This window comes from Nostoc sp. FACHB-888, from assembly GCF_014696655.1.
Classification (GTDB): Bacteria; Cyanobacteriota; Cyanobacteriia; order Cyanobacteriales; family Nostocaceae; genus Nostoc.
The window spans coordinates 21,174-46,245 of the sequence record NZ_JACJQM010000009.1; the positions used below are offsets into that span (position 1 = coordinate 21,174).

Annotated in this window: 21 protein-coding genes, 1 tRNA gene and 4 pseudogenes; 14 read left to right on the forward strand and 12 right to left on the reverse strand. The window is 42.9% G+C overall.

Going from position 1 to position 25,072, the window contains the following annotated elements; all coding sequences use genetic code 11:
- Window positions 1–16: 16 nt before the first annotated feature.
- Window positions 17–895 (reverse strand): lipoyl synthase, encoded by an 879-nt coding sequence (gene lipA / locus H6G26_RS07935; protein WP_190728732.1) that lies wholly within the window; start codon window positions 893–895, stop codon window positions 17–19.
- A 136-nt stretch (window positions 896–1,031) separates the two neighbouring features.
- Here lipA and H6G26_RS07940 point away from each other — a divergent pair.
- Window positions 1,032–1,105: transfer RNA gene (locus tag H6G26_RS07940), tRNA-Pro, on the forward strand.
- 426 nt (window positions 1,106–1,531) lie between these two features.
- On the opposite strand, the gene H6G26_RS07945 is transcribed toward H6G26_RS07940, so the two are convergent.
- A complete protein-coding gene (locus H6G26_RS07945; protein ID WP_190728733.1) occupies window positions 1,532–2,314 on the reverse strand; it encodes an ABC transporter permease in 783 nt (260 codons plus the stop codon).
- On the opposite strand from H6G26_RS07945, the pseudogene H6G26_RS07950 reads away from it, so the two are divergent.
- The 3 genes and pseudogenes from H6G26_RS07950 to H6G26_RS07960 all read left to right on the forward strand — a co-directional run.
- Window positions 2,313–2,525: pseudogene (locus tag H6G26_RS07950) on the forward strand (exopolysaccharide biosynthesis protein); the annotation flags it as partial. The gene H6G26_RS07945 and the pseudogene H6G26_RS07950 sit on opposite strands and share 2 nt — an antisense overlap.
- A gap of 179 nt (window positions 2,526–2,704) precedes the next feature.
- Window positions 2,705–2,866: pseudogene (locus H6G26_RS07955) on the forward strand (exopolysaccharide biosynthesis protein); the annotation flags it as partial.
- Window positions 2,867–2,974: 108 nt separating this feature from the next.
- A complete protein-coding gene (locus tag H6G26_RS07960) occupies window positions 2,975–3,508 on the forward strand; it encodes a hypothetical protein (RefSeq protein ID WP_190728734.1) in 534 nt (177 codons plus the stop codon).
- Here the strand turns inward: H6G26_RS07960 and H6G26_RS07965 are convergent.
- Window positions 3,505–4,062: a hypothetical protein gene (locus tag H6G26_RS07965; RefSeq protein WP_190728735.1), complete on the reverse strand. Its 558-nt coding sequence runs from the start codon at window positions 4,060–4,062 to the stop codon at window positions 3,505–3,507. The genes H6G26_RS07960 and H6G26_RS07965 overlap by 4 nt on opposite strands.
- Window positions 4,063–4,193: 131 nt before the next feature.
- Here H6G26_RS07965 and H6G26_RS07970 point away from each other — a divergent pair, with 131 nt between their 5' ends.
- Window positions 4,194–4,784 carry a thioredoxin family protein gene (locus H6G26_RS07970; RefSeq protein WP_190728736.1) on the forward strand — a complete coding sequence of 197 codons (591 nt, stop codon included), beginning with the start codon at window positions 4,194–4,196 and terminating at the stop codon, window positions 4,782–4,784.
- A 328-nt stretch (window positions 4,785–5,112) separates the two neighbouring features.
- On the opposite strand, the gene H6G26_RS07975 is transcribed toward H6G26_RS07970, so the two are convergent.
- Both H6G26_RS07975 and H6G26_RS07980 read right to left on the reverse strand, forming a co-directional pair.
- Window positions 5,113–6,384 (reverse strand): sensor domain-containing diguanylate cyclase, encoded by a 1,272-nt coding sequence (locus H6G26_RS07975; protein ID WP_190728737.1) that lies wholly within the window; start codon window positions 6,382–6,384, stop codon window positions 5,113–5,115.
- 233 nt (window positions 6,385–6,617) lie between these two features.
- Window positions 6,618–6,695, reverse strand: a pseudogene (locus tag H6G26_RS07980) (hypothetical protein); the annotation flags it as partial.
- 194 nt (window positions 6,696–6,889) lie between these two features.
- Here H6G26_RS07980 and H6G26_RS43715 point away from each other — a divergent pair.
- From H6G26_RS43715 to H6G26_RS07990, 3 genes are all read left to right on the forward strand, one after another.
- A complete protein-coding gene (locus tag H6G26_RS43715) occupies window positions 6,890–7,021 on the forward strand; it encodes a hypothetical protein (protein ID WP_277883777.1) in 132 nt (43 codons plus the stop codon).
- Between the two features lie 348 nt (window positions 7,022–7,369).
- A complete protein-coding gene (locus tag H6G26_RS07985) occupies window positions 7,370–7,723 on the forward strand; it encodes a hypothetical protein (RefSeq protein WP_190728738.1) in 354 nt (117 codons plus the stop codon).
- Between the two features lie 81 nt (window positions 7,724–7,804).
- On the forward strand, window positions 7,805–8,179 hold the full coding sequence (locus H6G26_RS07990; RefSeq protein WP_190728739.1) for a hypothetical protein: 375 nt from the start codon (window positions 7,805–7,807) through the stop codon (window positions 8,177–8,179).
- Window positions 8,180–8,323: 144 nt separating this feature from the next.
- On the opposite strand, the gene H6G26_RS07995 is transcribed toward H6G26_RS07990, so the two are convergent.
- The 4 genes from H6G26_RS07995 to H6G26_RS08010 all read right to left on the reverse strand — a co-directional run bounded on the left by H6G26_RS07995 (window position 8,324) and on the right by H6G26_RS08010 (window position 12,290).
- Complete coding sequence (locus tag H6G26_RS07995; protein WP_190728740.1) at window positions 8,324–8,554, reverse strand: DUF6737 family protein; 231 nt, start codon at window positions 8,552–8,554, stop codon at window positions 8,324–8,326.
- Between the two features lie 62 nt (window positions 8,555–8,616).
- The gene (gene ligA, locus H6G26_RS08000) at window positions 8,617–10,653 is read right to left on the reverse strand and encodes an NAD-dependent DNA ligase LigA (RefSeq protein ID WP_190728741.1); all 2,037 of its coding nucleotides are present in this window, start codon (window positions 10,651–10,653) and stop codon (window positions 8,617–8,619) included.
- A gap of 86 nt (window positions 10,654–10,739) precedes the next feature.
- On the reverse strand, window positions 10,740–11,804 hold the full coding sequence (locus H6G26_RS08005; protein WP_190728742.1) for a vWA domain-containing protein: 1,065 nt from the start codon (window positions 11,802–11,804) through the stop codon (window positions 10,740–10,742).
- Between the two features lie 204 nt (window positions 11,805–12,008).
- Window positions 12,009–12,290: a hypothetical protein gene (locus tag H6G26_RS08010; protein WP_190728835.1), complete on the reverse strand. Its 282-nt coding sequence runs from the start codon at window positions 12,288–12,290 to the stop codon at window positions 12,009–12,011.
- A gap of 785 nt (window positions 12,291–13,075) precedes the next feature.
- Here H6G26_RS08010 and H6G26_RS08015 point away from each other — a divergent pair.
- The 6 genes and pseudogenes from H6G26_RS08015 (at window position 13,076) to H6G26_RS08035 (ending at window position 20,663) form a co-directional block, all read left to right on the forward strand.
- Window positions 13,076–13,438 carry a hypothetical protein gene (locus tag H6G26_RS08015; RefSeq protein ID WP_190728743.1) on the forward strand — a complete coding sequence of 121 codons (363 nt, stop codon included), beginning with the start codon at window positions 13,076–13,078 and terminating at the stop codon, window positions 13,436–13,438.
- Between the two features lie 109 nt (window positions 13,439–13,547).
- Window positions 13,548–13,958: a tetratricopeptide repeat protein gene (locus tag H6G26_RS08020; protein ID WP_190728744.1), complete on the forward strand. Its 411-nt coding sequence runs from the start codon at window positions 13,548–13,550 to the stop codon at window positions 13,956–13,958.
- A gap of 359 nt (window positions 13,959–14,317) precedes the next feature.
- Window positions 14,318–14,599 (forward strand): helix-turn-helix transcriptional regulator, encoded by a 282-nt coding sequence (locus H6G26_RS08025; RefSeq protein WP_190728745.1) that lies wholly within the window; start codon window positions 14,318–14,320, stop codon window positions 14,597–14,599.
- Between the two features lie 96 nt (window positions 14,600–14,695).
- Window positions 14,696–16,102: pseudogene (locus H6G26_RS44215) on the forward strand (chemotaxis protein CheB); the annotation flags it as partial.
- A 195-nt stretch (window positions 16,103–16,297) separates the two neighbouring features.
- On the forward strand, window positions 16,298–18,826 hold the full coding sequence (locus H6G26_RS44220; RefSeq protein WP_347242445.1) for an ATP-binding protein: 2,529 nt from the start codon (window positions 16,298–16,300) through the stop codon (window positions 18,824–18,826).
- A 679-nt stretch (window positions 18,827–19,505) separates the two neighbouring features.
- Entirely contained in the window at window positions 19,506–20,663 is a 1,158-nt protein-coding gene (locus tag H6G26_RS08035) for a DUF3466 family protein (protein WP_190728747.1), read from the forward strand.
- A gap of 294 nt (window positions 20,664–20,957) precedes the next feature.
- Here the strand turns inward: H6G26_RS08035 and H6G26_RS08040 are convergent, their stop codons facing one another.
- From H6G26_RS08040 to H6G26_RS08050, 3 genes are all read right to left on the reverse strand, one after another.
- Window positions 20,958–21,653 carry an SAM-dependent methyltransferase gene (locus tag H6G26_RS08040; protein ID WP_190728748.1) on the reverse strand — a complete coding sequence of 232 codons (696 nt, stop codon included), beginning with the start codon at window positions 21,651–21,653 and terminating at the stop codon, window positions 20,958–20,960.
- A 216-nt stretch (window positions 21,654–21,869) separates the two neighbouring features.
- Window positions 21,870–22,988 (reverse strand): iron-containing redox enzyme family protein, encoded by a 1,119-nt coding sequence (locus H6G26_RS08045; RefSeq protein WP_190728749.1) that lies wholly within the window; start codon window positions 22,986–22,988, stop codon window positions 21,870–21,872.
- 234 nt (window positions 22,989–23,222) lie between these two features.
- The gene (locus tag H6G26_RS08050; RefSeq protein ID WP_190728750.1) at window positions 23,223–25,061 is read right to left on the reverse strand and encodes a penicillin-binding protein 2; all 1,839 of its coding nucleotides are present in this window, start codon (window positions 25,059–25,061) and stop codon (window positions 23,223–23,225) included.
- Between the last annotated feature and the right edge of the window lie 11 nt (window positions 25,062–25,072).

Here is a 25,072-nt window from a genome sequence, read left to right on the forward strand (position 1 = left end):
CTTAGCAATCTAAAATCTAAAATTGACTGCGGGGATAACGTTCCATTAATTCCCTGACTTGTTCAGCATGATATGAGCTTCTTGTCAAAGGGGAAGAAACAACTTGTAAAAATCCGATTTCTTTACCGAATGCCTTCCAAGCAGCAAATTGTTCTGGGTTGATAAATTCATTTACTTGCAAGTGTTTTTGACTAGGTTGGAGGTATTGCCCAATTGTCAAAATGTCGCAATCTACAGTTCGTAAGTCTTGCATGACTTGGCGAATTTCTACATCAGTTTCACCGAGTCCTACCATGATACCGGATTTGGTGTATGTGCTAGGAGAAAGTTGGCGAGTTCGCTGTAATAATTCTAATGTGCGATCGTAGTTTCCTTGAGGACGCACCCGGCGATAAAGGCGTGGAACAGTTTCTGTATTGTGGTTTAATACCTCTGGCGCAGCTTGTAGAATTAATTCTAGAGCATTCCAATTACCGCACAAGTCAGGAATTAGTACCTCAATTGTGGTGTTGGATGAAACAGAGCGAACCGCATTAATACAGGCTATAAACTGAGACGCGCCACCATCTGCCAGATCATCTCGGTTTACAGAAGTAATTACCACATGATTAAGTTTCATGCGGCGAACAGCTTCCGCTAGTCGGGTAGGTTCGGTAGAGTCTAGTGGTTTGGGTTTTTTCTCAAAATCAATATCACAGTAGGGACAAGCGCGTGTACAAGCCGGGCCCATAATTAAAAACGTGGCAGTTCCAGCATTGAAGCATTCACCAATATTCGGACAGGATGCTTCCTCACAAACTGTATTAAGGGCTAAATCCCGCAAAATGTCTTTAACGTTACCGATGCGTTCACGCCCAGGTGCTTTTACCCGCAACCAGTCTGGTTTTACAGTCACAATCCGCTTTTACCACTAGAGTTATACAAATTTAATCGTAGCAAGCAAAGCCTTGGGTGAAGCGATCATATATAGATGTAATTCTGTCATTTGGCACAGGTTGTGATATTCTTAATTTACAATGCCATTTTTATGACGGGATGTGGCGCAGCTTGGTAGCGCACTTCGTTCGGGACGAAGGGGCCGCTGGTTCGAATCCAGTCATCCCGATGTTGTTGTACATTCGCAAATTATATGTCGCAATTTGCAAATTAATGTCGCGTTGGCTGTTTTTTAAAGTCAATTTCATTATGTTGCTTTCTCGCAAATTAATGTCGCGATTATAATGGGGTGGAGTTGATTCCACTTTACTTCTAGATATACTGAAAAATTTCAGAATAATCCCGAACGAAGTGCGCCTTTCAACCTTCCTATTGAAAAATATATCTGTAAAGTATCAACAACAGAAGCTGCTATTCCTCTTTAAACTATCCCTAGCCGGGATGGTTGTTGAAACGCTGTGGAAAGAATGTTGGCATTAATTAAGGATGGTCTTTCAACCCACCCTGTACATTCGCACATTATATGTCGCAATTCGCAAATTAATGTCGTGATTAACGAATTAATATCGCTGTTAAAAGGCGTTTCTGTAGCTCTCTAACTTGAAGCACTGGTATAAAATCGCAATGCAAATCGCCAAAACCAAGTGGAAGCGAAAAACAACGCTACTGCTAATATTGCCGCACCTATCAACCAGCTAATTTCACTTCGACCTAGTAGCGCTTGGGCTGGTACAGTAGTTAAAAAAGCTACTGGCATTACAAAGGTGAAGAAAAAGCGGTAAGCAGTAGGATATGCTGCAATCGGATATCGTCCAGCTTCCAACAAACCACGTAGTACTTCGGTAACGTTGTATATTTTCACGAACCAGATGCTCATCGCTCCCAGCATAAACCACAGGCTGTACAGAATCACAAAGCTAAACAATAACGGCAACACACCAAGTAGATAGTCGTCTATCCCTACACCGAGACGTTTACCTGCGTAGCCAATAATAATACTACCAAAAACTAGATCCGGCAGTCCCCAAGGTGAAATGGTATGGGTGGAAAGCCAAAACTGACTGCGGATAGGTTTTAATAATATAAAGTCTAAAGTGCCTTCTTGGACATGGCGGACAATGCGATTCAAGTTCGACGCTAGGAAAGTAGCAGAAAATCCTTGTAGTAAGGTAAAAATTCCTAGAACTACTAAAGCAGCTTCCCATGACCAGCCACTAAAAGTGTAGCCAGTCCGGTAAAACAAGAATAGTCCAAAGAGACTGCCTGCAAGATTTCCCAAGCTGCTGAGGGTAGCTATGAAAAAGTTAATCCGATACTCTAACTCTGCTGCGATCGCAGCACCCCAAAATAGTCTTAGTACTTTCAAATATCTTTGCATCTTGATTTTTCTGCTAGCGATACAGCTAATTGTCGGTGTCAAAACCCCCTGGCTACCCAAGCGTATGATGAATCATCCTATGCAACTTACAACAGTTCAGAAGTTTTTGAAGGCAGGGATTCCTTGGTTAAAAAGAATTGAAGCGATCGCTCGTCCTCGTCTGAGCTATATCTCTACTACTTTAGCAGGTAGAGTGATCACTGGTATAGCGTAGACGCGCAGCGGCTTGTCGCCAGACATCGCCTTGATGGCAATTTCCATGAACCTATCCCACTATTCTAAAAATCCCTACTCCTTTTCGTAAAATGTGCTTGAAAACCTTAATTTTTCGTTTTCAGTTCTCAATAAGCTTAAGCTTTGTAGCACAAATATTATTAGTGGGATAGGTTCATGATGATTCCGATTCCAGGAACTAATACCCTGCCGGCAATGGGAATTTTTGTAACTAGCTTTGGCTTATCGGAAGATGATGGTGCTATTAGCTTGGGTGGTTTAGTTATGTGTGTAATGGGGGCAGTTTTGACTACTTCCATACTATTGGCATTGATTTAGGGTGGTTCTAGTCTTCTTGACATTATCAAGACTTGGCTAGGTCGTTAAATAGCAAAAATACTACTTGAGGGGAATGACACACGAACATCAGAGGTTGATAATATCACGATGGCTTCCTTAAACACCAACCTCTATCTGTTCTTAGAAAATCTCCTCTTTTTCCTAATTGCCACATTTTTTATTGTGGTTGTAAATTGGGGGTGGAAACACACAAAGCCTTATACTCTACCTCTACCATTTCCCTCTTGGTATAAAATCTGGTTTGGCTCAGTGCAGCTGCTAGGAGTCTTGCTGCCATTAGTAGTTATGCTTTTGTGGGGTGTATGGTGGGGCGATCGCAGTGTGTTAACTGTGCTTGGTTGGTATTTTATCGTATTAGGGTTGCAAATCATCTCTGAGAGAGTAACACTCAGACAGTTGCAAAATGTAGTGTGGGTGATGGTTCCTTATATATACTTGCCTTACCGCTTCTGGCAGTTGTATGAGGGTTTGACACTTTTGGATTCCAAAAGCGAGTTGCAGTGGGTACGATATTTGTTGGTTTTTGAATTGGCGCTATGGATTGTTAACTACGCAATAGATGTATCTCAATTGCCACGGCTGTTTCGCTGGGAAGTAAAATCAGACTCTGACCTTAGCTAGGGATTAATCGCAGAGCTAGCCATTTTGACCAAAGAAGTGCGTTCGCCTGCTTTCAACCCCATAACATATTGCACACCCTGTTGCCGCCAAGTCAAGGTAGCATCTGAACAACCCGCACCACAAGTAAAATCTACAAAATAGCCAGTGATGCCCTTAGCTAAAGATATACGTTTCCCAGTCATGCGGGGTGTTTGGCGGGTTACTGATTCGGCAGAAACAACACCCAAACGACAGGCAGAAGCACCATTACAGTCAGGACTAAAACCCAGCAAAATCTCGTACTTCTTTTGGGTCGCAGCTTCTATAATCGCATAAATTGGATTTTCCCCATCCGACTCAGGAATAAACTTCGGCAATAAAATCTTAATTTGAGTCTTTTGCTTTAATTTAGGCAGAATAGATTTAAAAACTGGGTGTAGCTGGGTTTGACTCTGCTGTGCTATTAATTGGGACTGCTTGTTTCTAGTGGCTATGGCTGACTTGTGAAAGCTGCTAATACTGACCAATAAAAATACGGCACACACAGCGCTGGTATTTCTGAAGTTTAAAATCATCTTTTAAAACCTATTTAATCTCAAGTGTTTATTTGTAATACCCATTTTGAAGATTGAATTACCTATTTAAGAGCGCTTAGAGTCAGCTAAACTTAAGAAGAAATTGTTTAATAAGTTTTAATAATTTTGTTATGAGTACTGATTCACCTGTTAATTCTCCCGATAAGTTTGAATCCAACTTAGGGAAGCGTTTGAGAAACTTTTTAGTTGTAATGGTAGCGATCGCTCTTAGTGTTGCCCTCGTTTTAGGATTGCGAACTGAAACAACCTCGGTAACTCTAGCCAAGTTAAGTGATACGTCCATACCGCTAGATGTAGCTATTAGCAACGGCAAACCATCTCTAGTGGAGTTTTATGCTGATTGGTGTACTGTCTGTCAGAAAATGGCACCAGATATCGCTCAACTGGAAACAGAGTATGCTGACAAGATGAATTTTGTCATGCTGAATGTGGATAATACCAAGTGGCTACCAGAAATGCTGAAATATCGGGTAGATGGGATTCCCCATTTTGTATTTTTGAGTCAGCAAGGGGAAACTATAGCCCAAGCGATCGGCGATCAACCCCGCACGATTATGGCTAGCAATTTAGAAGCTTTAGTTACTGGTTCATCTCTTCCCTATGCCCAAGCTAGCGGGAAAGTTTCCAAATTTTCAGCCCCAGTAGCACCAACGGCTAATCAAGATGACCCCCGCAGTCATGGTAGCCAAGTGGTAAATTAGCAGCATCGAGGGAATTTCAGGTAACATCTGCTGTTACAGCAAATTGCAAGTAAATAAATTACAAAATACAGGACTCACGCATCAGATATAAAGAGTTTCATCTCTTGCCTCCTACCCCCTGTCTATTTCCCAGAGACAGGGTGGTTTCATACGAAAAAATAAAAATACATAAGTCTTGATTTCTCATGTATAACCATAGATTTTTACCCCTCTTCAAACCTCTCCCCGAAACGGAGAGAGGCTTTAAAACCCAGTTTTAGTTTTTCTCTCGTTGTATGAAACCACCCTGCCTGTCTATTTCCTAGAGAAGAACTGATCCCCGTCTCCTTCATGCAATAGATTGCCGCTTGAGGCGCTTATGAGCGTACATTAATTCGTCAGACTTGGCGACTAGTTGTTCTAGTGACATATTGCTTTCTGGTGAGTAACGCTCTATCCCCATACTCATCGAAAGTTCATAGCTACGTTTTTGCTGTTGATTAAAGTTGGCGATATTTGCTTGCAGACACGCTTGAATACTATCAGCGTCCTTAAAGTAACTGGAGATGAAAACAATGAATTCATCTCCGCCCAAGCGGGCGACAATATCCGAGTTCCGAAAACTTTGCTTGAGTAATCGAGCAGCATCAACAATCAAAGCATCTCCTATGTCATGACCAAGGGTGTCGTTAATTTGTTTTAACCCATCTAAATCAATGAAGATAACCCAGCACAACGCTTTTATACGATGAGCAATTTTTAATTGTTGTTCAGCCATCAGGAAGAAGCCGCGTCGGTTATGCAAACCTGTTAGTTCATCGGTCAGCGATAACTGCCTTCCTTCAATCTCTGCTTGTTTACGGTTGCGAACTTCCTGCATAAGTTCGATCTGAGCGATCGCCTGCCGGGTTAGGCGGCGCAATGCATCCAACTGCTGGTAACTTAAACAACGAGGAATGGTATCGATTACACACAACGTTCCGATAGGAAAACCATTGGGCGTAACTAGCGGGACACCAGCATAAAAACGAATTTTAGGATTACCTTTGACTAGGGGATTGTTAGTAAAGCGATCGTCTTTGATGGCGTTGGGAACCACTAATATATCTTCTGGTTGAAGAATAGCATGGGCACAAAAAGCCCACTCTCTGGGTGTTTCCTTAGCTTTTAGTCCAATCTTAGATTTAAACCATTGGCGATCGGCATCAACTAAGCTAATTAAAGCAATTGGAGTCTTACAAATGTAGGCAGCAAGAGCAGTTATATCATCAAATGCTTGTTCAGGTAGTGTATCTAGAATATTATAGTCCGCTAATATTTTGAGCCTTTCTGTTTCATTTTCAGGTAGAGGAATCTGACTTTTGACCGGATCTGGAAAACCTCTCTCCAAACCTTTCCTCTTTTCGTGGAAAAGCTTTGAATTCTCCCCATTCCCTACAAAGGTTAGGCGTTGGGGGGTTAGGTTTCGCTTTAACTTTTCCAGATGACGTGAAAAGTCACAAGGAACAGCTGGCGTTTTTACAAATAAATGTCTGAGCTTTAGCCAGGAAAGTCTGGTATGAAAATTTTGCAACAACCGCAGGGTTACCTCTCCAGCATCAGGGCTGCGTGATATAAACATCTCTGCAACAAAAATCAACATTCGGTTGAATATACAGAAATATTGTAGTATATTGTATTCCTCATGCCTTTGGTTTGCTCTATTGTTCATGTCAGCCTAGCTTTCACTGTGCAAATTCCCTGAGTATGCAGATGCTTACAAGGTCTTTTGCCCAAACCCAGGTTGAAAATTATTAATATACTCTAAAATTTATCAAAACTTATTATACTGTCAGAGTTCCTGGTCAAAAGTTGACTTTTTTGGGAGGTGGTAGATTTACCAATACCGCCTTTACCGTAGAAAGCAATCTGTCTAATTTTGTCGTCGGACATGATGATTTATCCTACAATTGGTTGTTGAGTCTGTTGGTTCATGAGCGATCGCGTGTAGTGGAAGCGATCACTTAACTTTGCAGTCCAGTCCCGTTCATCTCTGCGATTATACGCAGAGATGAACCGATATAGAGAAACTCAAAGCCTGGAAAACTTTGACCTAAGCATTATCAGTTGTTGTCACAGAATTTGAAATGGTTGCTCAAGCCTTAAGAATAGTTACAGCAAGAATTCAAATTTATGCAGAGTTTTCCCCTATCAAAGACTTTTTGTGCGATGGCATACCCGCCCTTTCCGGTGGCGATCGCACTTTTGATTCCCTCTAAAACTAAAATATCATAAATATCGCAAATCTTCTTGCGATGTGCAAAAGTTTTTGCTCTGATTCATCTGCCACTTGCACAAGAGGTATTCTGGCTCCTTAATTCTGTTTTCAGTAACTTGGCTGTATACCAATTAATTTGGTACAAAGCAGCGATTGATACAGTTTTATTAATCGGTTTCAGCTTTGATGCTTGATAGGAAAGTAACATAAGCCGTAGAAAACTTACCAAAAAATTCTGCTGCATGGGCAAATTTTACCCAAACTAAAAATTGTTAATTTTACTCATAGTAATACTGTGCAGAGATGAGAAAAAACTACAGTTTTTAGCACAATAATAATGGAGAGAGTAATGATTACCGAAGAAGACTTAGCCCAACAATTTACCCTTATTATTGAGCAAGCTCACCCAAGAGCGTGGACAACACTACGCCACTGTTATGTAAAAGTGCTAAATTCTCGCTCAAAAGGAGCGTATATTGCTCATGCCAAATATATAAGGATTTACTGTCCTGACAGACTGATTGCTGCTGTAGTAGCAGAAAAAGATTTACTGATAGAAGTGGCAGAATATCTTGGTCTAGTTGAAGTTGTTTGCTTGAATGCTACAAATCTATTGCACGACCCCAAATTGCAGCTTAAGAAGGCTTATCCTCAATTGTGGTTAGATTTGATGTGGATTGTGACGCAAAAGCAAGAATCATGAGAACTGGAATGTTCTGTAATATTAAATATTAATCCTGCAAACCCCTCAGCTTGTTAACGTCTTAAAGCAAAGGAAAATCTTATGAGTCAGCCCTACCTATCTCCAGATGATTTGCCTTCAAATCTGACAATTCAAGTGAGTGAAATACTGTTTAGACAACTCGAAGAGGCAACGAAAAAAAACTTTTTCTTAGCAAGTGACCGCATCACGCGCATTTTGTTGTCAAGTTGCCATTGGTATTTCAAAATTAATAGTGGGATTCTGATATTAATCATGATTTGTCCTGATATAGAAAGTTATCAGAACATTATGAGAACTGTTCCCAAATTCACCGATATGTTAAAAAGATTTACTAACAGAGGTAGAATTACTGTTAGCCCTCCATCTGACAAAGGTATACCGTGGGTACTCAGCATAGATGAAATCTTGCCGGAAGAAGACTTACCTGCTACCTGATAAATACATTGGAAATTATTCCAGGGAAAGCGTTACATCAGTAGGATGAATTGTTAAATGAAGTTCTCTCTTCTGCTGCACGTAACTTTGCGTGGAATAATTTTCTCTCCCTGGACAAATTTCTAGTAACACATCAAGCTCAAATTATTCCTTATACGACTCCAAAATGCCACTGCGAATCATTAGTTGTGGCCAAAACAATACAAAAAATCCCATCCATGTTATTACAGGAATGGAGATGAGAACTGTTAGCCAGATAGTTTTAAATAGTAACCAGCTACCACTAATCAGGGTTACACCTGTGAGAACTATAGACCAGGGCTGACACCACCAAGGTTTGTAGTTCCAGGGGCTTACGGGTTTTTGTTCAGTCATTGGTTTTATTTAGTAAACGACATCAACATTAATATAAGTCTGACTTGTTTAACAGATACATATCAATTCTCAAGCATTTCCAACAACTGCGCCTCGCTTAATTGTGTAATTCCTAAAGAAAGCGCTTTTTCTAATTTAGAACCCGCATCTTCTCCTACTACCAAATAATCCGTTTTTTTACTCACAGAATCAGTCACTTTGCCACCAGCTTTTTGAATGAAAGCCTTCGCTTCATCTCGCTTTAAGGTTGGCAATGTACCTGTAACTACAAAAGTTTTACCTGCAAACTTTTGATTACCATCACCAACTGTTTTTGTTTCCTCTGTGGCAGCTAATTGCAATCCTTCTGCTTGTAAGCGTTCTATTAACTTTTGATTGGCATCAATCCGAAACCACTGATACACAGATTGGGCAATTTCAGCACCAATACCATAAATTCCTTCAATATCTGATTGCTTTGCTGTCGCTAACTGTTCTACAGTGAAATATTTTTGAGTTAACAATTGGGCATTCACACTGCCAACGTGACGAATGCCTAAACCATACAATACTCTCGACCAAGGTTGGTTTTTCGATTGAGCGATCGCATCTATCAATTTCTCTGCCGACTTTTTCCCCATCCTTTCTAAGGCACACAATTTCTCTGCTGTCAACTCATACAAATCGGCAACGGAATGCACCAAACCTTTATCAACGAGTTGATGTACCAGCTTTTCACCCAAGCCTTTAATATCTAAGGCATCACGACTTACCCAATGTTCAATGGAACCTTTGAGAATCGCTGCACAGGAAGCATTGACGCACCGAGTTACCGCTTCACCTGATTCTCGCACCACTAGTTGACCACAGACTGGGCAATGGGTGGGCATAATGAAAGGTTCAGTATCAGAGGGACGAAGTTCTTTTAGTACCCTCAGCACTTCTGGGATAATTTCTCCAGCTTTGCGGACGATGACAGTATCACCAATGCGAATATCTAATTGAGTAATGCGATCGCTATTATGTAAAGTCGCGCGAGAAACTGTTGTCCCCGCCAGTTGCACAGGGCGCATTTCTGCTAACGGCGTTAATGCTCCCGTTCGTCCGACATTTACAGCAATATTTTCTACACGAGTGGGTGCTTCTTCGGCTGGGTACTTTAGAGCGATCGCCCAGCGAGGGAATTTCTGGGTAAATCCTAGCTGTTCTTGAAGTTTAAAAGAATTCAGCTTTACTACTACCCCATCAGTCATGTAGGGTAAATTCAGCCGTTCCGTATCCCAGTATTCATAATATTTTGCCACTTCTGCGATCGAGGCACACAGTTTATGATTGGGGTTGACTCGAAAACCCATCTTTTCCAATAACTCCAATGCTTCCCATTGGGTATTGGCAATACTGGCGTCATCTCTACCAGGAATGTGCAAGGTGTAGCCAAAGAAATCTAACCGTCGTTTAGCGACAATGCGCGAGTCTAGTTGTCTGAGTGTACCAGCTGCGGCATTACGAGGATTGGCAAATAATTGCTCACCTGCTTTTTGTCTTTCCTCGTTAATTTGTTTAAATACTTCCAACGGTAAAAACGCCTCGCCGCGTACTTCTACCCTTTCTAAAATTTCTGACCCTTCAAAATTCAAACGCAAAGGAATTGAGCGAATTGTGCGTACATTTTGGGTGATATCTTCACCCGTCACCCCATCACCCCTAGTTGCACCCCTTACTAGAATGCCATTTTGATAGGTAAGAGCCAAAGCAGAACCATCAATTTTGAGTTCACAGACATATTCTACCGAGTCTATTTTCGGTACTTGTCGCCGCCAACGCTGATCCCACCCTTGCAACTCATCGATATTAAATGCATTCTCTAGACTGTACAGGGGGATATTATGCCGCACCGAGGTAAACTGCGTTGCTGGCCTCTCACCCACACGCTGAGTCGGACTATCGGGAGTTGCCAATTCTGGATATTGAATTTCCAGTTGTTGCAATTCTCGATATAGCTGATCATAAACTGCATCCTCCATAATTGGAGCATCTAAAACGTAATAAGCGAAGCTTGCTTGTTGCAATAACTGGCGCAGTTCTTCTGTACGTTTTACTTCCGGCTTAATCTGGGTCATTAGACTTATTACAAAATACGTAGCGAATAGAATAGCCTGCATAAGCAGGCTTTGTTTGGGTAGCCGTGACTTATAGTCGTTTGGATTTAGCGATCCCAGTCTTCGACTTCATATAAAAATCGAGTTTTGCCAATCAGTTTACGATTAGCAGAGGTACTTTGGACAAACACAACATACTTTTCTAGGTTACTCGGTTTAATCCGAATCGTTGCATCCATCGGTAGACCTAACATTTCTCGTGCTGCACCTCCTTCAAATAAATCACCCGTTGCCCGATCCATTAAGATAATTTCTTTTTGAGCCTGGATAGTTTCTGTTTTTGTAAATTCGTAGAAACCCCGCCCAACTTTAAAACTCAAACCATTTTCTAATACAAAGGCTTTAATTGAAATATCTTGTTCAACCTCTAAAATCTGGAAACGCCCCGGAGAAACTGCCCGTAAATCAGCCGATTCGTAATAGGATGTTGCTTCCCGGTTCATCATGGTGTTAAATATTTTATTTAACCCACGGCTCATACGTCCTTGATCAATTACTTCTTGTTCATAAGCTTGTAGCTGATCGTTAGAAGATTGTTGGTAGCAAACTGCTAAAAATAAATCACTAATATACGAAAACTGATCTAAGTTGATATGAAAACCGCCCGACTTTTCTGCAAGTTCTTGATAAAAAGGAGTGGCATGAGGGCGATTGAGTGCTTGAACTCCGTAAACTGTAATTTCTGCCTCAGCTAATTTATCTAACTCTTTGCGCCAATTCAGTTTTTTAGGATTGTGTGCTGGAGGATGGGGAATATCATCGCCAATCAAAACCAGTGATTTTGTTGCTGACTTTGACCAAGATAAAGATTGGGATTCATGTAATACCAATTCGTAACATTCTGGTGCATCTCCGCCACCAGTAGGTTCGACATTTTGCACAAAATCACAGATAGCATCAACATCACCGGATATATTAAATATTTTGGTGACATAAGTTGAGCCTTCGTCGCAGTAGTCACCATGAGCAATAATCCCAATTTTAATTAAGGGAATTTCGTCTATCAGTCTGGTAACGGTATTTTTGATTTTTCGCCGTACTTGAGTAAGGCAAGGGTACATACTCCCAGTTGTATCAAAACTGAAAACAATCTCAATGTTATTACTTGTCATATACCCACCTAAATTAATATTTAATTTTTAACTTACAAAATTACAAATGGCACGCAATCATGGTTAAAAATTTAATACGTAATTCTTCAATTATCATTGCTCACCGTCGAATTACCCCCCTTAATCCCCCCTTATAAAGGTGGGAAAAAGAAATCTAGTTCCCTCCCCTTATAAAGGGGAGGGTTAGGGTGGGGTAAAACCTTGTTATTGCACCAAAATCTGACGGCTTAAAATACTCATGACTTCATCTGGATTACCTATTGGTAGTAGGGTACTCCAATCACCAACGTTGGCATAACCAAGAATTTGCAACAAGTGAATTGTGCTGGTAACGGCTTTTGGTGAACCAATTAATAAATGTTTAATCGGTTCTCTTTTTGGTAATGGCTTTTGGTCAGATATATTCAATAGGGGCGCATTGTTGCCTTGGGTAGGTAAATACTGCTTTTGTTGTGATTTGGCGAACTTTTTTTCTTGTGTCATCATCATAGTTGACTCCAATTGTAGGGGTTAAATGAAAGGCGATCGCCCTCGGCCAAGAGTCTGCGATCGCCTTTCTTATTTGAATATATAGTATTATTTTATACCTATTAATAGTAATTTAAGTATTTTTACATAGAATTAGGCGTGAAGATGTCATTAGTCATTTGTCTTTTGTAATCACAACTGACCAAGGACGACCATAACAAAAATTTTCACAACTCAAATAAGATTGCTATAAGTTCCCAATACGGTTCGGATAAGGTTTTTTGATGACACACCCTAGATCCAAAGACGCGATAAATCGCCGTCTTTACAAGAATCAGCCCTTTGTAGAGACGGCGATTTATCGCGTCTCTTGCCTTAACCGAACCGTATTGTTGTATAAGTTCCTATATTGAATTCGGGTAGCCGTTTATTGAATTCGGGTAGTCGTTTATTGAATTTGGGTAGCCGTTTATTGAATTCGGGTAGTCGTTTATTGAATTTGGGTAGCCGTTTATTGAATTCGGGTAGTCGTTTATTGAATTCGGGTAGTCGTTTATTGAATTCGGGTAGTCGTTTATTGAATTCGGGTAGTCGTTTATTGAATTCGGGCAGCCGTTTATTGAATTCGGGCAACCTACAAGAATTTACGCAAAAGCATTTTAAATATTTGTAGTAAATAAGTCAATTTGTACTGAATTATGCGGGTGTCAAATAACCCTAATTCTGTTTATCCTAGTGCTGTACAGTCTAGGGTAGAAGTCAGTTTTTATCCTGGCGCATTATTAATAACAGAAAGGTGATTTATGTCACGTCTAAAACGCGGGTCTAAAGTAATTGATAGAGCGCAGCGTCGGATTGCGGCTTTGAAATCGATCAGTCCCAGCTTAGACTTAGGGAATGGGGTAACAATTGACGCCTTTGCAACCCTTATCAAAACAACACAAGACAAGTTGGAAGCTTATAACTCAAGCCTTTCCACCGTGGATATGACTCAGGAAGCCTTAGAAGTTACCGAAAAGTCGCTGATGGAACTAACAGAACACATGTTACTCAGTGTAGCTGCAAAGTATGGCAAAAATAGCGATGAGTACAAAATGGCGGGGGGCGTTCGTCGAAGCGATCGCAAGCGTCCGGTGCGTCAACCTAAACAAGGGTCTGTTGTTTGATAAACAGGACTTATGCGGTGATACTGCGTAAGTCCTGCTATAAACAGCCTCTTACTCAGCCAAGAAGTTATAATATCAGTCAAACTTACTTAATGGACTTTGGGTAATAATGCCAAATCCTAACGTAGCAAGTTTACTAGAACAAGGACACAACCAACTGGATCGGGGAGAGTACCAAGCAGCTTTACAGATTTTTCAGCAAGCTGCTGTACTAGAACCGCAAAACCCCAAAGTAAGTTATGGGTTGGGTCTAACTTGTTATCGTCTGGAACAATACCACGAGTCTATTGAATACCTGAACAAAGCTTTGAGAATTAAGCCAAACTACATTTTGGCGCTAGTATGGCGAGGATTGGCTTGCCAAAAAATTGACCAAGCGCAGCAAGCACAAGCAGATTTTGATCGAGCGATCGCACTTACCCCCCAAGATTCAGAAGACTGGCAAGGTAGAGGAATTGCATTAAATGAACTACAACGCTATGAGAAAAGGAAGTTGTTGCATCTTACGACCAAGCACTGAAAATTAAACCTGGCAATGATAAAGCTTGAAACAACCGGAGGTAGGCAGCGTGAACAGGCTCGCTATGTTGCAATACGGTTCAGTTAAGGTCCAAAGTTGTGTAGATTAAGGGTTGTAATCAACACTGAAAGTCAACTGTAGTGCATCTCAAAAATTTCTCGTTGTTGTCGCAAAAGATACAAAGCCAGGATTTGCTGAAAGCGATAGAGACAGCGATACCTGCAACGGCCCAAAAGACGTATGCAAGTCCTGCAAGTGGGGACGAGTGAATTCCTAAAGGTGGATGTACCTTAGCTTTTTGACGTGTTAAATAATAACTAGATGACGCATCATTCGCTAATGTTTGACGAAGGTAATTTATGTCGTTGACAATGCCTAAAGCTAACCCCCCGGCTGCTGATATAAGTGAACTTGTCCGTGAATTGAGAGCCTCGTGTGGGCTGACTCAAGAGCAATTTGCTGCCAAACTCGGTGTGACATTAGTAACCGTAAACCGTTGGGAGAACGATCGCGCCAAGCCAATGCCCTTAGCCTTGCGACAACTGAACGCTTTGGCGCTCGAAATGAGTCAGTTTGGCAGCGAAGCAGACCGCGAAATAGCTCACCGTTTGCTGACACAGTATTTTCCGAAAAATCTTTAGTTCCGCAATTTTTAATTCTCGAATAAACAGTAGTGTGTGTATTATTCATGACTTCCCCCCCCCGAAAATTCACCTGAAGCTAACACTTCTGAACCCATGAACCTGGAGCATCTCGCTAAAACCGATGCTCCTTTTCCGGTGGTAGGGATCGCTGCTTCTGCCGGGGGACTGGAGGCATTCACAGACCTGATTCGTCACTTGCCGACGGATACAGGCATGGCATTTGTGCTGATTCAACATTTGTCTCCCGACTACGAAAGTCTGCTGTCCGAAATCTTAAGCAGATTTACCGAAATGCCCGTGTGTCAAGTGCAAGACCAGATGGTGGTTGAGCCAAATCAGATTTATGTGATTCCGCCCAACGCTCAGATGACGCTGGTAGACGGCATCTTCAATCTCGCTCCACGCCAGAAAATTCAGGGTCACTATGCACCTGGAGATGTATTTTTTGGCTCCTTAGCAGTGGATCGGGGGAACAAAGCGATCGCAGTCGTTCTATCAGGCATGGATGGAGACGGGTCGCAGGGGGTAAAAGCGGTTAAGGAGGCGGGCGGTGTGACGTTTGCTCAATGTGAAGCAACCGCCAGATTTGATAGGATGCCGAATACCGCTGTTGCGACTGGCAGTGTGGATTTTGTGCTGCCGCCGCCAGCTATTGCCACAGAATTGACAAAACTCAGTCGTAGTCCCTATTTACACCGCTCAGAGGCGATTCAGATCCAGATCGTACAGGAGTCGCCCCAACCCGGCGATGCCCTGGAAACCATTCTTGCGCTGTTGCGAACCACGACTGGCATTGACTTTACGCTTTACAAACCCACGACGATCGCTCGCCGAATGCAGCGTCGGATGCTGTTGTATAAGTTCGAAAGCTTAGAGGATTATGCTCAGTATCTGCAAAAACACCCGGCTGAAGTTCAAGCATTGTATGAAGAGATTCTGATCCATGTCACTAGTTTTTTCCGCGATCCAGAAACCTTTGAGCAGTTAAAAACGCAGGTTCTTCCCACCCTTAGCCAAAACAAAATGGCTAGCACTTCGATACGGATTTGGGTCGCAGGGTGTTCCACGGGGGAAGAAGTTTACTCGATCGCCATTTGCTTATTAGAGTTTTTCAGCGATCGGGCCACGATGCCGCCGATCCAAATTTTTGCCACCGATATCAGCGAAGCGGCGCTCAACAAAGCCAGGGCAGGCTTATACTTAAAAAACCAGCTTGGAGGAGTTTCACCCGATCGGCTCAACCGCTTCTTTGTTCCTATATCCGGGGGGTATCAGATTAGCAGCAACCTCCGGGAACTGTGTGTCTTTGCCCGACACAATTTAGGGGGCGATCCGCCGTTCTCCAACCTTGACCTGATTAGCTGCCGCAACGTGCTGATTTATTTATCAGATGCATTGCAGGAGCGCATCTTGTCCCTCTTTCATTACAGTCTTAAATTAACCGGCTTTTTGATGCTGGGCACTTCCGAAAGCGTCAAGGCTGCCTCAAACTTGTTTACCTCAGTCCACGAATCCGCCAAAATTTACACTCGCAAATTGACCTTGACTCGGACGCTATTTTCATTCACGACCAGTTCTTATCCCGTGGTCATCGGCGAGAGTCAGCAGCGAGTCGTTGAGACCATTACCAATAATTTTGATTTAGCGCGAGAAGTCGATCAACTCATCTTAAATCGCTACGCGCCAGTGTCCGTCGTGGTGAACGACCAAATGCACATTCTCCACCTGCGCGGAGACACCGATCCCTACCTGAAACTGCCTGTCGGAACCACTGACTTAAACCTGCTGATGATGGCACGGGAAGGCTTGGTGATGCCGCTTCGCACTGCCTTTTATCAAGCTCAAACCCAAAACACCTCGGTTCGACAAGAACAAATTCAGCTTGAATTGGGTGAGCGATCAACTTGCCTCAATCTGGAAGTGATTCCCTTCCAACCGACGATCGCCAACGAGCTGTATTTTTTGGTCGTTTTTGAAGCGGTTTCACTTTCAGCCACTCCCTTTACTTCCACTTCAGTTGAACGCCAGGGAGCCGAAGATTTGGAGCGTGAAATCATTCAGTTGCGTCAAGCCCTGTCAGCCTCAACTCAACGAGAGCTTTCAGCACAAGCGCATTTGCAGGCAGTGATTCAGCAACACAACTATCTCAACCAAAGCCTGCGAGTGGCAAACGAAGAAATCTTGTCGAGCAACGAGGAGTTACAAAGCACCAATGAAGAACTCCAAACAGCTAAAGAGGAGATTCAAGCAACGAACGAGGAACTCACCACCACCAACGAAGAACTCCGGAACCGCAATCTGCAACAAAACCGAGACAATAGCGACCTGAACAACTTTATTGACAGCCTCAGCGTACCGATCTTGATGCTGACGAATGATTTGAGAATTCGCCGCTTCACCCCCACTGCCCAGCGCCTGTTTAACTTCATTTCCACCGATGTCGGACGTCCGTTTAACGACTTCCGCACCGATTTTGACGTTTCTCACCTAGAATTGATGACGTTAGAGGTGCTGGAGACACTCAACACCAGAGAACAAGAAATTCAAACACAATCTGGCTATTGGTATTCCCTGCGAATTCGTCCCTATCGCACAACCGAAAACCAAATTGACGGGGTGACGATGGTGTTTCTCGATATCGACGCGCTTAAACGCCATGCAGCGATCTTAGAGGCGGAGCGGAACTACGCAGAAGCGATCGTCGAGACGGTGCAAACCCCTTTAGTGGTGCTGGATGCCGAGCTACGAGTGAAGACGGTCAATCGAGCGTTCTACGATATGTTTCAGGTTTCTGAATCTGAAATCAAGCAATCTTTGTGGTTTGAGCTAGGCAATGGACAGTGGAATATTCCCCAACTGCGATCGCTTCTGGAAGAGGTTTCGATCGACGATCGGCAGGTTCAGAACTTTGAGGTAGATCATTATTTTGAGCAGATTGGGCACAAAACGATGCTGCTCAATGCCTGCAAGCTGCGACGAGAGGACAACGCTGACATGATTTTGCTGGCGATCGCAGACATCACCGAGCGGAAGCAATTTGAAGTGGAGCAGGCAGCCCGTCAGATAGCGGAAGATGCCAACCGAATCAAAGATGAATTTCTCTCAAACCTCTCGCATGAACTCCGCAATCCCCTCAACGCCATGCTGGGTTGGGCACAGATGCTCCGCGCCCGTACCCTGAATGAAGCAACTGCCGCTCGCGCTTTAGAAGTGATTGAGCGGAGTGCCAGAGCGCAATCCCAGCTCGTTGAAGATATTTTAGATACCTCTCGGATTGTCAGCGGCAAGCTCAATCTCCGCACCCACTTGCTCGATCTGCGCCTTGTGGTGGAAGCTGCGATCCAGACCGCTCAGTTATCCGCCGAAGCCAAAACCATTCAAATCGTGACTCAGTTGAGTTCTCAAACCATCGTCGGGGATGCCGATCGCTTGCAACAAGTTTTCTGGAATTTGTTGTCAAACGCCATTAAGTTCACTCCACCGAATGGACGCATTGAGATTACGCTGGAGGCTGTCCAAGGGCAGGCTCAAATTCAAGTGACCGACACTGGAGAGGGCATTTCAGCCGATTTGTTGCCCTATATTTTTGATCGCTTCCGTCAAGGCGATTCCAGCACCACGAAAGCGAAGGCAGGTCTAGGTCTGGGACTCTCGATTGTGCGCTATATTGTTGAACTGCATGGCGGCACAGTGCAAGCAGCCAGCCCAGGTGAAGGACAAGGAACAACGCTTACCGTCAGGTTGCCCCTGCGCGAGCCACCCCCAGAGCCTACACCGTCCGGGGATCTAGAGCCGACGGCATTCGATCGTTCAAACGATCTGGGTCTTTCTTTAGCAGGCTTGCAGATTTTGGCGGTTGATGATGAAGTCGATACCCGTGAGCTACTTGAGTTTGTGTTGGAACAGTACGGGGCTGAGGTGCGGGTCGTGGCATCGGCCAGAGAAGCCCTATCCGCGCTCAAAGAAGATCCCCATCGGTTCAACGTGCTGATTTTCGATATTGGAATGCCAGAAGCAGACGGCTACTGGTTGATTCGGCACGTGCGTTCGTTGAGTGGAAGGGAAGTTCCAGCCATCGCGCTGACCGCTTATGTGAGTGAGGAAGAACGACAACGGGCGATCGCTGCCGGATTCCAACGCCATATTGCCAAACCTGTAGAGCCAGAGGAATTAGTCAGAGCAATCCTATCACTCCCCACGTCTTCCACCGAAGAAACTGGCTAAGATCGGTGTTGTTTCGCTTTTATTTTCAACCGTTTAGCTCCTCTTAATTTCTGATCCCACCCTAGCCTGGCCCATCCCCTGAACGAGTTTTACGTAATAACCCCAGAGTTGTGAAAAAACCTGTATCAAAGTTTCGTTCTAAAAACCCAACACACAGAGGTACTGGACAACCAGTTGAAGCTCTTAAATTTTATATCACTAATCAGTCTTTCAGCCTTAACTGAACCGTATTGCGCTATGTTGGTTGTCGCAAGAACTTGTTTGACCTTCGTCGTACCGCCGTTGTTCATAACCTTGCATTCATGTCCAAAATTTTTACTAACCCTACTCAGGTTACTTCTGTTTCTGTCTGATTAATGAATCGGTGTTCTATAGGACTCATATCTCATTTTTGAACAATATTTCAGATAAAACCCTGATAAAACGGGCTTTTCAGTCTCAGTATGTTTTCAAAAATCAAATCGGAGTTTTATAGTACCGCAACTAAAATAAGTTATCTGAATGCAAAAACCGGACGCACCTTTAGAGGATGTTTTAAAAGTCGCGGAAGGTATAATTTTGCTGTTCTTTTTAGCTTAGGTGTTGATGGCGGATTTAGCGACTACCCAGATACGGCAGCTTACCACCCTACTGTTCGGTGATAACTTATTAGGGGAATAGAAAATTACGGAAAAGTAAGATGCTTTTACTTAAGTGGAAATCCTGTATAACAGCAATAACCTTAACCGCAATCAGTCTTACTGCATCTAAGTCTGCATTGGCGGTATCTCTATACTCAGTTACTGACTTAGGAAGTCTTACAAAAGAAGCCTTCAGTTACGCTACAGACATCAATGACTCAGGTGAGGTAGCCATTAATTCTTTGGGGGGTTCTTTTTTTTACAGCAATGGTTCACTTCAAGAAATTAGTCCCCTGCCTGGGGATAGTGGACTTGGAGTAAGTGGTATCAATAACTTGGGGGAAGTAGTTGGTAATTCGGTTGGTAATAATAACTTTACTGGAAATAACCCTTTCGTATATAGCAATGGCATCACCCAACCCCTCCCTATCCAAGACGCTATTCCTTATGCCATTAACGATCGCACCCAAGTAGTAGGGGGAGCAGTTGAACTTGGCCCCTTTTTATACAGTGATGGTATAGCAACCAGTATAGGAACTCCTGGTACTGTTGCCTACGGTTTAAATAACTTGGGACAAGTAGTAGGCATTCTCAATTCAAACACAGCTTTTCTCTACGAAAACGGCCAAACTACTAACTTGGGAACTTTGCCAGGTGACAGGTACAGCCAAGCAAATGATATTAATGACTTAGGACAAGTAGTTGGTACTTCAGGACTCACTGGAGTAGATGATGGTCGTGCTTTTATTTACAGTTCCAGTACGGAACTCCAAGGCCTCGGTAGGTTAAGTCCTCCAGATTCGTTCAGTCTTGCTACGGGGATCAATAATTTAGGTCAAGTAGTCGGATTTTCTGGCACTAACAATAACTTTTTTGCACCAGATGGCAATGGTTTGCGGGCTTTTCTTTATAGTGATAACACTCTGTACGACTTAAATGACTTGATTGCTCCTGGTTCAAACGCTGGCTTTACCTTGACGGCAGCATCTGCCATTGATAATAATGGACAAATTGTCGGTCGTGGTGCAGTTAATGGTGAATTACGCGCCTTCCTCTTGACGCCAACCTCATCTATCTCTGTACCTGAACCAACTTCAGGCGTTCCTATTTTGTCGTTCGGTGCTGTTGTAACTTTATTTGCAGCACTCAAGCGCAAACGTAACTCTAGGAGTGCAGCTATACAACAAAAGCTTCAAGTAAATAAAGCTATTACTTGAAAATACGGACTTATTTAATCTGTATTTACTAATTTAGGGTACGTTAGTACACAATCACTAACGCACCCTACGAGATTAAAGTTCCGTTATTTAGTGTTTTTTGAACGCTTGCTTATTCAGACCTACAGAAACCTCCAGGTACTCTGGAGTTTCTTTTTGGAGAAGCAAGCGCACCTATGCAGATTTAATGACTTTATCATGTTTAAGGATATTGCTAAATATATACATAGGCAGTTGACATTTATAAAAATTTGCTGGTTCCTAGAGATAGCACCGATAAGTTGTTCTCAATTTTCACAAGCTAGTCATAACCTGAGCCAATTGATTAGATAAATCAACTACAGAATCCTGGCATTTGTTAAATAAAACCCCAGCTAGAAAATAATAATCGCCAGAATAAAATGCCATGTTGTTTTTTCGGAGTTCTTCTATGTGGTTTTTTACCTTAGGATCAGAGCTATAGTAGCCGAACTGTAAAGGTAATACCATGAAATTTTGAACACAATATCCATTTTCTTTTGCTAGGTTCAGCGTACTTGTTGGATTAGAAAAACTAGATATTAAAACCAACACATTTTCGTAACCTAACGACAAAAGATCGTTGGTAACTGTGGCTCCATCCACGCCCCCAAATAAGAGTGGCATATAAATATCATTATCTGGAGCAGGGAGATACGGCGGATTGGCTACAAGATACTCGGCATCTGGTTGAGAAGAATTAAACAAAGATGAATTATGAATTATATATTTATTAGTGAGATTATATTCATCGATAGTTGAATTTGCAACTTTCCATGCAGAGGTATTTAATTCAAATCCCTGGATTACGCCATCAAAGTTGTTTCTTAATAATGAATTAATTACAGGACTGCCATCTCCTGAGCCAAACTCCACAATAGATTCATAATTTTTACAATTTCTGAGAACAAAATTTTCTAAACAGTTTGAGTAAAAATTAGATTCTTCAGGACAAAAAAAGATATCTTTCATTTGACTGCACTTCAATGTGTAAGGTATAATCAATGTAATAAGAGGTTATTTAATATCTTAAATATCAAGTAAATAAATAACCCTTCCTTTAGTAAAGAAGCCCTTACTAAATAAATTGGATTGTAGATAGATTAGCAATACAATGATTTAGAAATGTGAAATTATAAACGTCAGAAAGAATCTGGCATTTTTTAATTTCTAATTGTTTTAGATTTCTTAGATCAGCCAGCCAGCTTGTTCTGCTTTACGTATTGATCGCACAACAGCACCACCTGCGCGATCACTCATGAATTTCTGCTGGTCGTACCCAAGGACTAATTCCCATGCATCATTGAGATATCGCTCTGCTAATGGCAAAGCTACATCATCTAACATCCAACGTCCGTGGCGTTCATCTTCCCTGATGTGTAGTTCCCAGTAACCCACCGCTACTTCTGAGAGTCCCAGTCGTTGCGCCGCCATCATATAATTTTTGTAAACCGCAGGGCCAGCCACTTCAAAATAGGTCAAACCGCCGCTATAACGCAAGAAATAGCGTTTGCGTTCAGTTACCAAAAAATTATGATTAGTAGAAGCCAAAACTTCCCAAGGTACTAAATCGAAATATGCCTCCGGTTCAGTGTTCATTCCAAACTCAGCAAGCATTTGAGCAAAAAATGTAGAGTGCTTGCGAGATAAACGACCATTACCGTATTCTTCTATTAACACTCGCATCAGCGTACACTGGACTTCATTAGCAACACCGCCTAGAATGCGGGAAAGATGACTAGCTTCAACCAAGCCATCAAAGGAGCCGATCGCTAGCAGATGACGGTAACCAGCTTCAGTCATTTCCTCACGAATGTAGCGGCTACTCTCCGACAAAAGCGGATCTAAATCGGCAGATGTGCGCTCAATTAGCGCTTGTTTTACATCCAATTGTTGTAGTGCAGCCACATCTTCTAGTTGTGCCAGTTCCCACTTTTGCCAAGCAGCTTCAATTTGGTCACGACATGAGCACAAGTAAAGCGATCGCTCATTCGTATAGTGCCGCAAATCGTCGTACCAAAACAGCTTTAGCCGATTAATCCGATAAAGTATCCGTTGGAGAAAACGGTGAGCCTGTTCATCAAAGCGATCGTTTTTATAGGCGGCGCGAATTGCCCTTGAGAGCGCCTGTTCAAACTCACTAGCTATTGCAGGTTTTACATCTAGTTGATGATCCAAATCCTCCATTGCTAGCAGTTCTATAAATTGCTCCTCAGCACGGTCGTACTTGGTAATCGTTCCCTCTTCTGTTTGCATGCTGTTTTTCGCAGCCCCAGCGTTAGGAAATATAACTAAATTACTTTGCATGGAATCTTCGGTAGCTTTGGAAAAGTGAGAAATTAGTTTCTCTCTAGTACTTAACTTCCCACACGAGTAGCTTTCTGTACCTCTTTCTTTGGTTATAAAGAAAAATTAAGTCTAGAGGAACAAAGGAAAGAGGCAGAGGGGCAGGGTGCGGGGTGCAGAGGGGAAAACTCTTCTCCCCTGCTCCCTGCTCCCTGCTCCCTTGCTTCTTCTCCTGCTCCCCCTGCCCCCCACTCCCTACGGCGCTTTCTTCTGTTCCTCGATTGCCTTGCTTGGCGGAATCTCCTCAAGAGGAATCAGTGCTTCGATCACCGACTTTACAATTGGGGCGGCAACAGTAGAACCATAGGCACTTTCTCCTTTTGGCTCATCCACCAGTGCAAACACTACATACCGAGGAGATTCCACTGGCAAAATGGCCACGAAGCTGGTCATTCTAGCACCCTTGATATAGCCACCATTAGGACTAGCTTTTTGGGCTGTACCAGTTTTACCAGCAATACGATATCCGGGAATTTGTGACGGCTTCCCACTGCCTTCATCAACAACAGTTTCCATCATTTCCACAACCTTTTGGGCTGTTGCGGCTGAAAAAATTTGGCGTGGGATGGTGCGAGTGGGTGAATCATGCATTTGCCCTTTAGTATCAATCAACCCCTGCACCACATGAGGTGTGACCAACTTACCGCCATTAGCTAAAGCACCGTGCATTTGCACTAGCTGTAACGGTGTCATAGAAAAGCCTTGTCCAAAGGAAGTAGTAGCTGGTTCAATTGGTGAAGCGATAAATTCTTCTTGACTTTTGAGCCGTCCACCAACTTCAAAAGGTAAATCTGTATCAACTTTTTGTCCTAACCCTAAGCGTTCTAGCCAGTTGTAGTAGATTGAAGGCTTTAAGCGTTGGATAATTTGCACCATGCCAATGTTGCTGGAATATTGCAAAATCTGAGCGATGCTGATTCGCCCATAACCATTATTCATCGCATTTTTGATGGTGTAATTAGCTACTCGAACAGAACCGGAGTCATTAAACATATCATCTGGTTTAATGACGCCATTTTCTAGAGCGATCGCCACATTCAAAGGCTTAAAAGTTGATCCTGGTTCATAAAGATCCGCCACCGTCCAGTTTTTAAATAGCGAGATATTAGCTTTAGCATATTCATTAGGGTTATAGGTAGGCTGAGAAACGAGGGCGAGTAAAGAACCATCCAACGCATCCATGACAATTACCGCCCCACGTTTAGCGTCAAACTTTTCCATCTGTTGTTTGAGCGCAACGCGGGCAATTCGTTGCAGACGGCTATCAATAGTGAGTTTTAATCGCAAATCATCAAAATGCAAAAAACCTTCGGGCGCATGATTCGGCATCAGCGCCCCAGTACCATCGCGACTGAGCCGCACTGTTTGCACAGGACGTTCTAGTAACTTCTCTTGAGAGTATTCCACCCCTGCTTGACCACGACGGTCAAGATTCACATAGCCCACCACATCAGAAACCAAATCGTCTGGCGGATAAAATCGGGAGTATTTTTGAATTAACTCCAAGCCATTTAAGCGCAAAGCAGTCACGCGATCAATAATTTCTTCGGGCAGAGCTGGGTCAAGTATAATTCCGCTTTTTTTGCTTTGAAAAGTTTTCACCAAGTCAGCAGTATCTTTTGCCAATATTGGGGCAAGTCGCTCTGCTATCTCTTCATTAGATTTCTCAAACAGCTTGGGATGAGCATACAAAATATATACTGGACGGTCAATTGCCAACAGATTACTATTGCGATCTACCACCGGGCGACGGGGCATAAAAGGTCGCAAATTCACCATTTGCTGGTTTCGTGCCTGCTGCGTTAACTTTGGCCCCTTGACAATTTGTAGGTTATACAAATTGACACCCAACCCTAACCCTGCTGCCATTAATAGACCCCATACTACAAAGAGTCGGGATTTGGTGTTGGATGTTTGGTCTTGGATACTAGAGGCAAGTCTCCCCAAAAACCCTCGTTTAGAACCCTTTTGTCGCCTGGTGAATGCTGAATTCCGAAACTTTCTGAATTTTGTTCTGCTTGGTGATTTTTGCATTGCCTTACTCA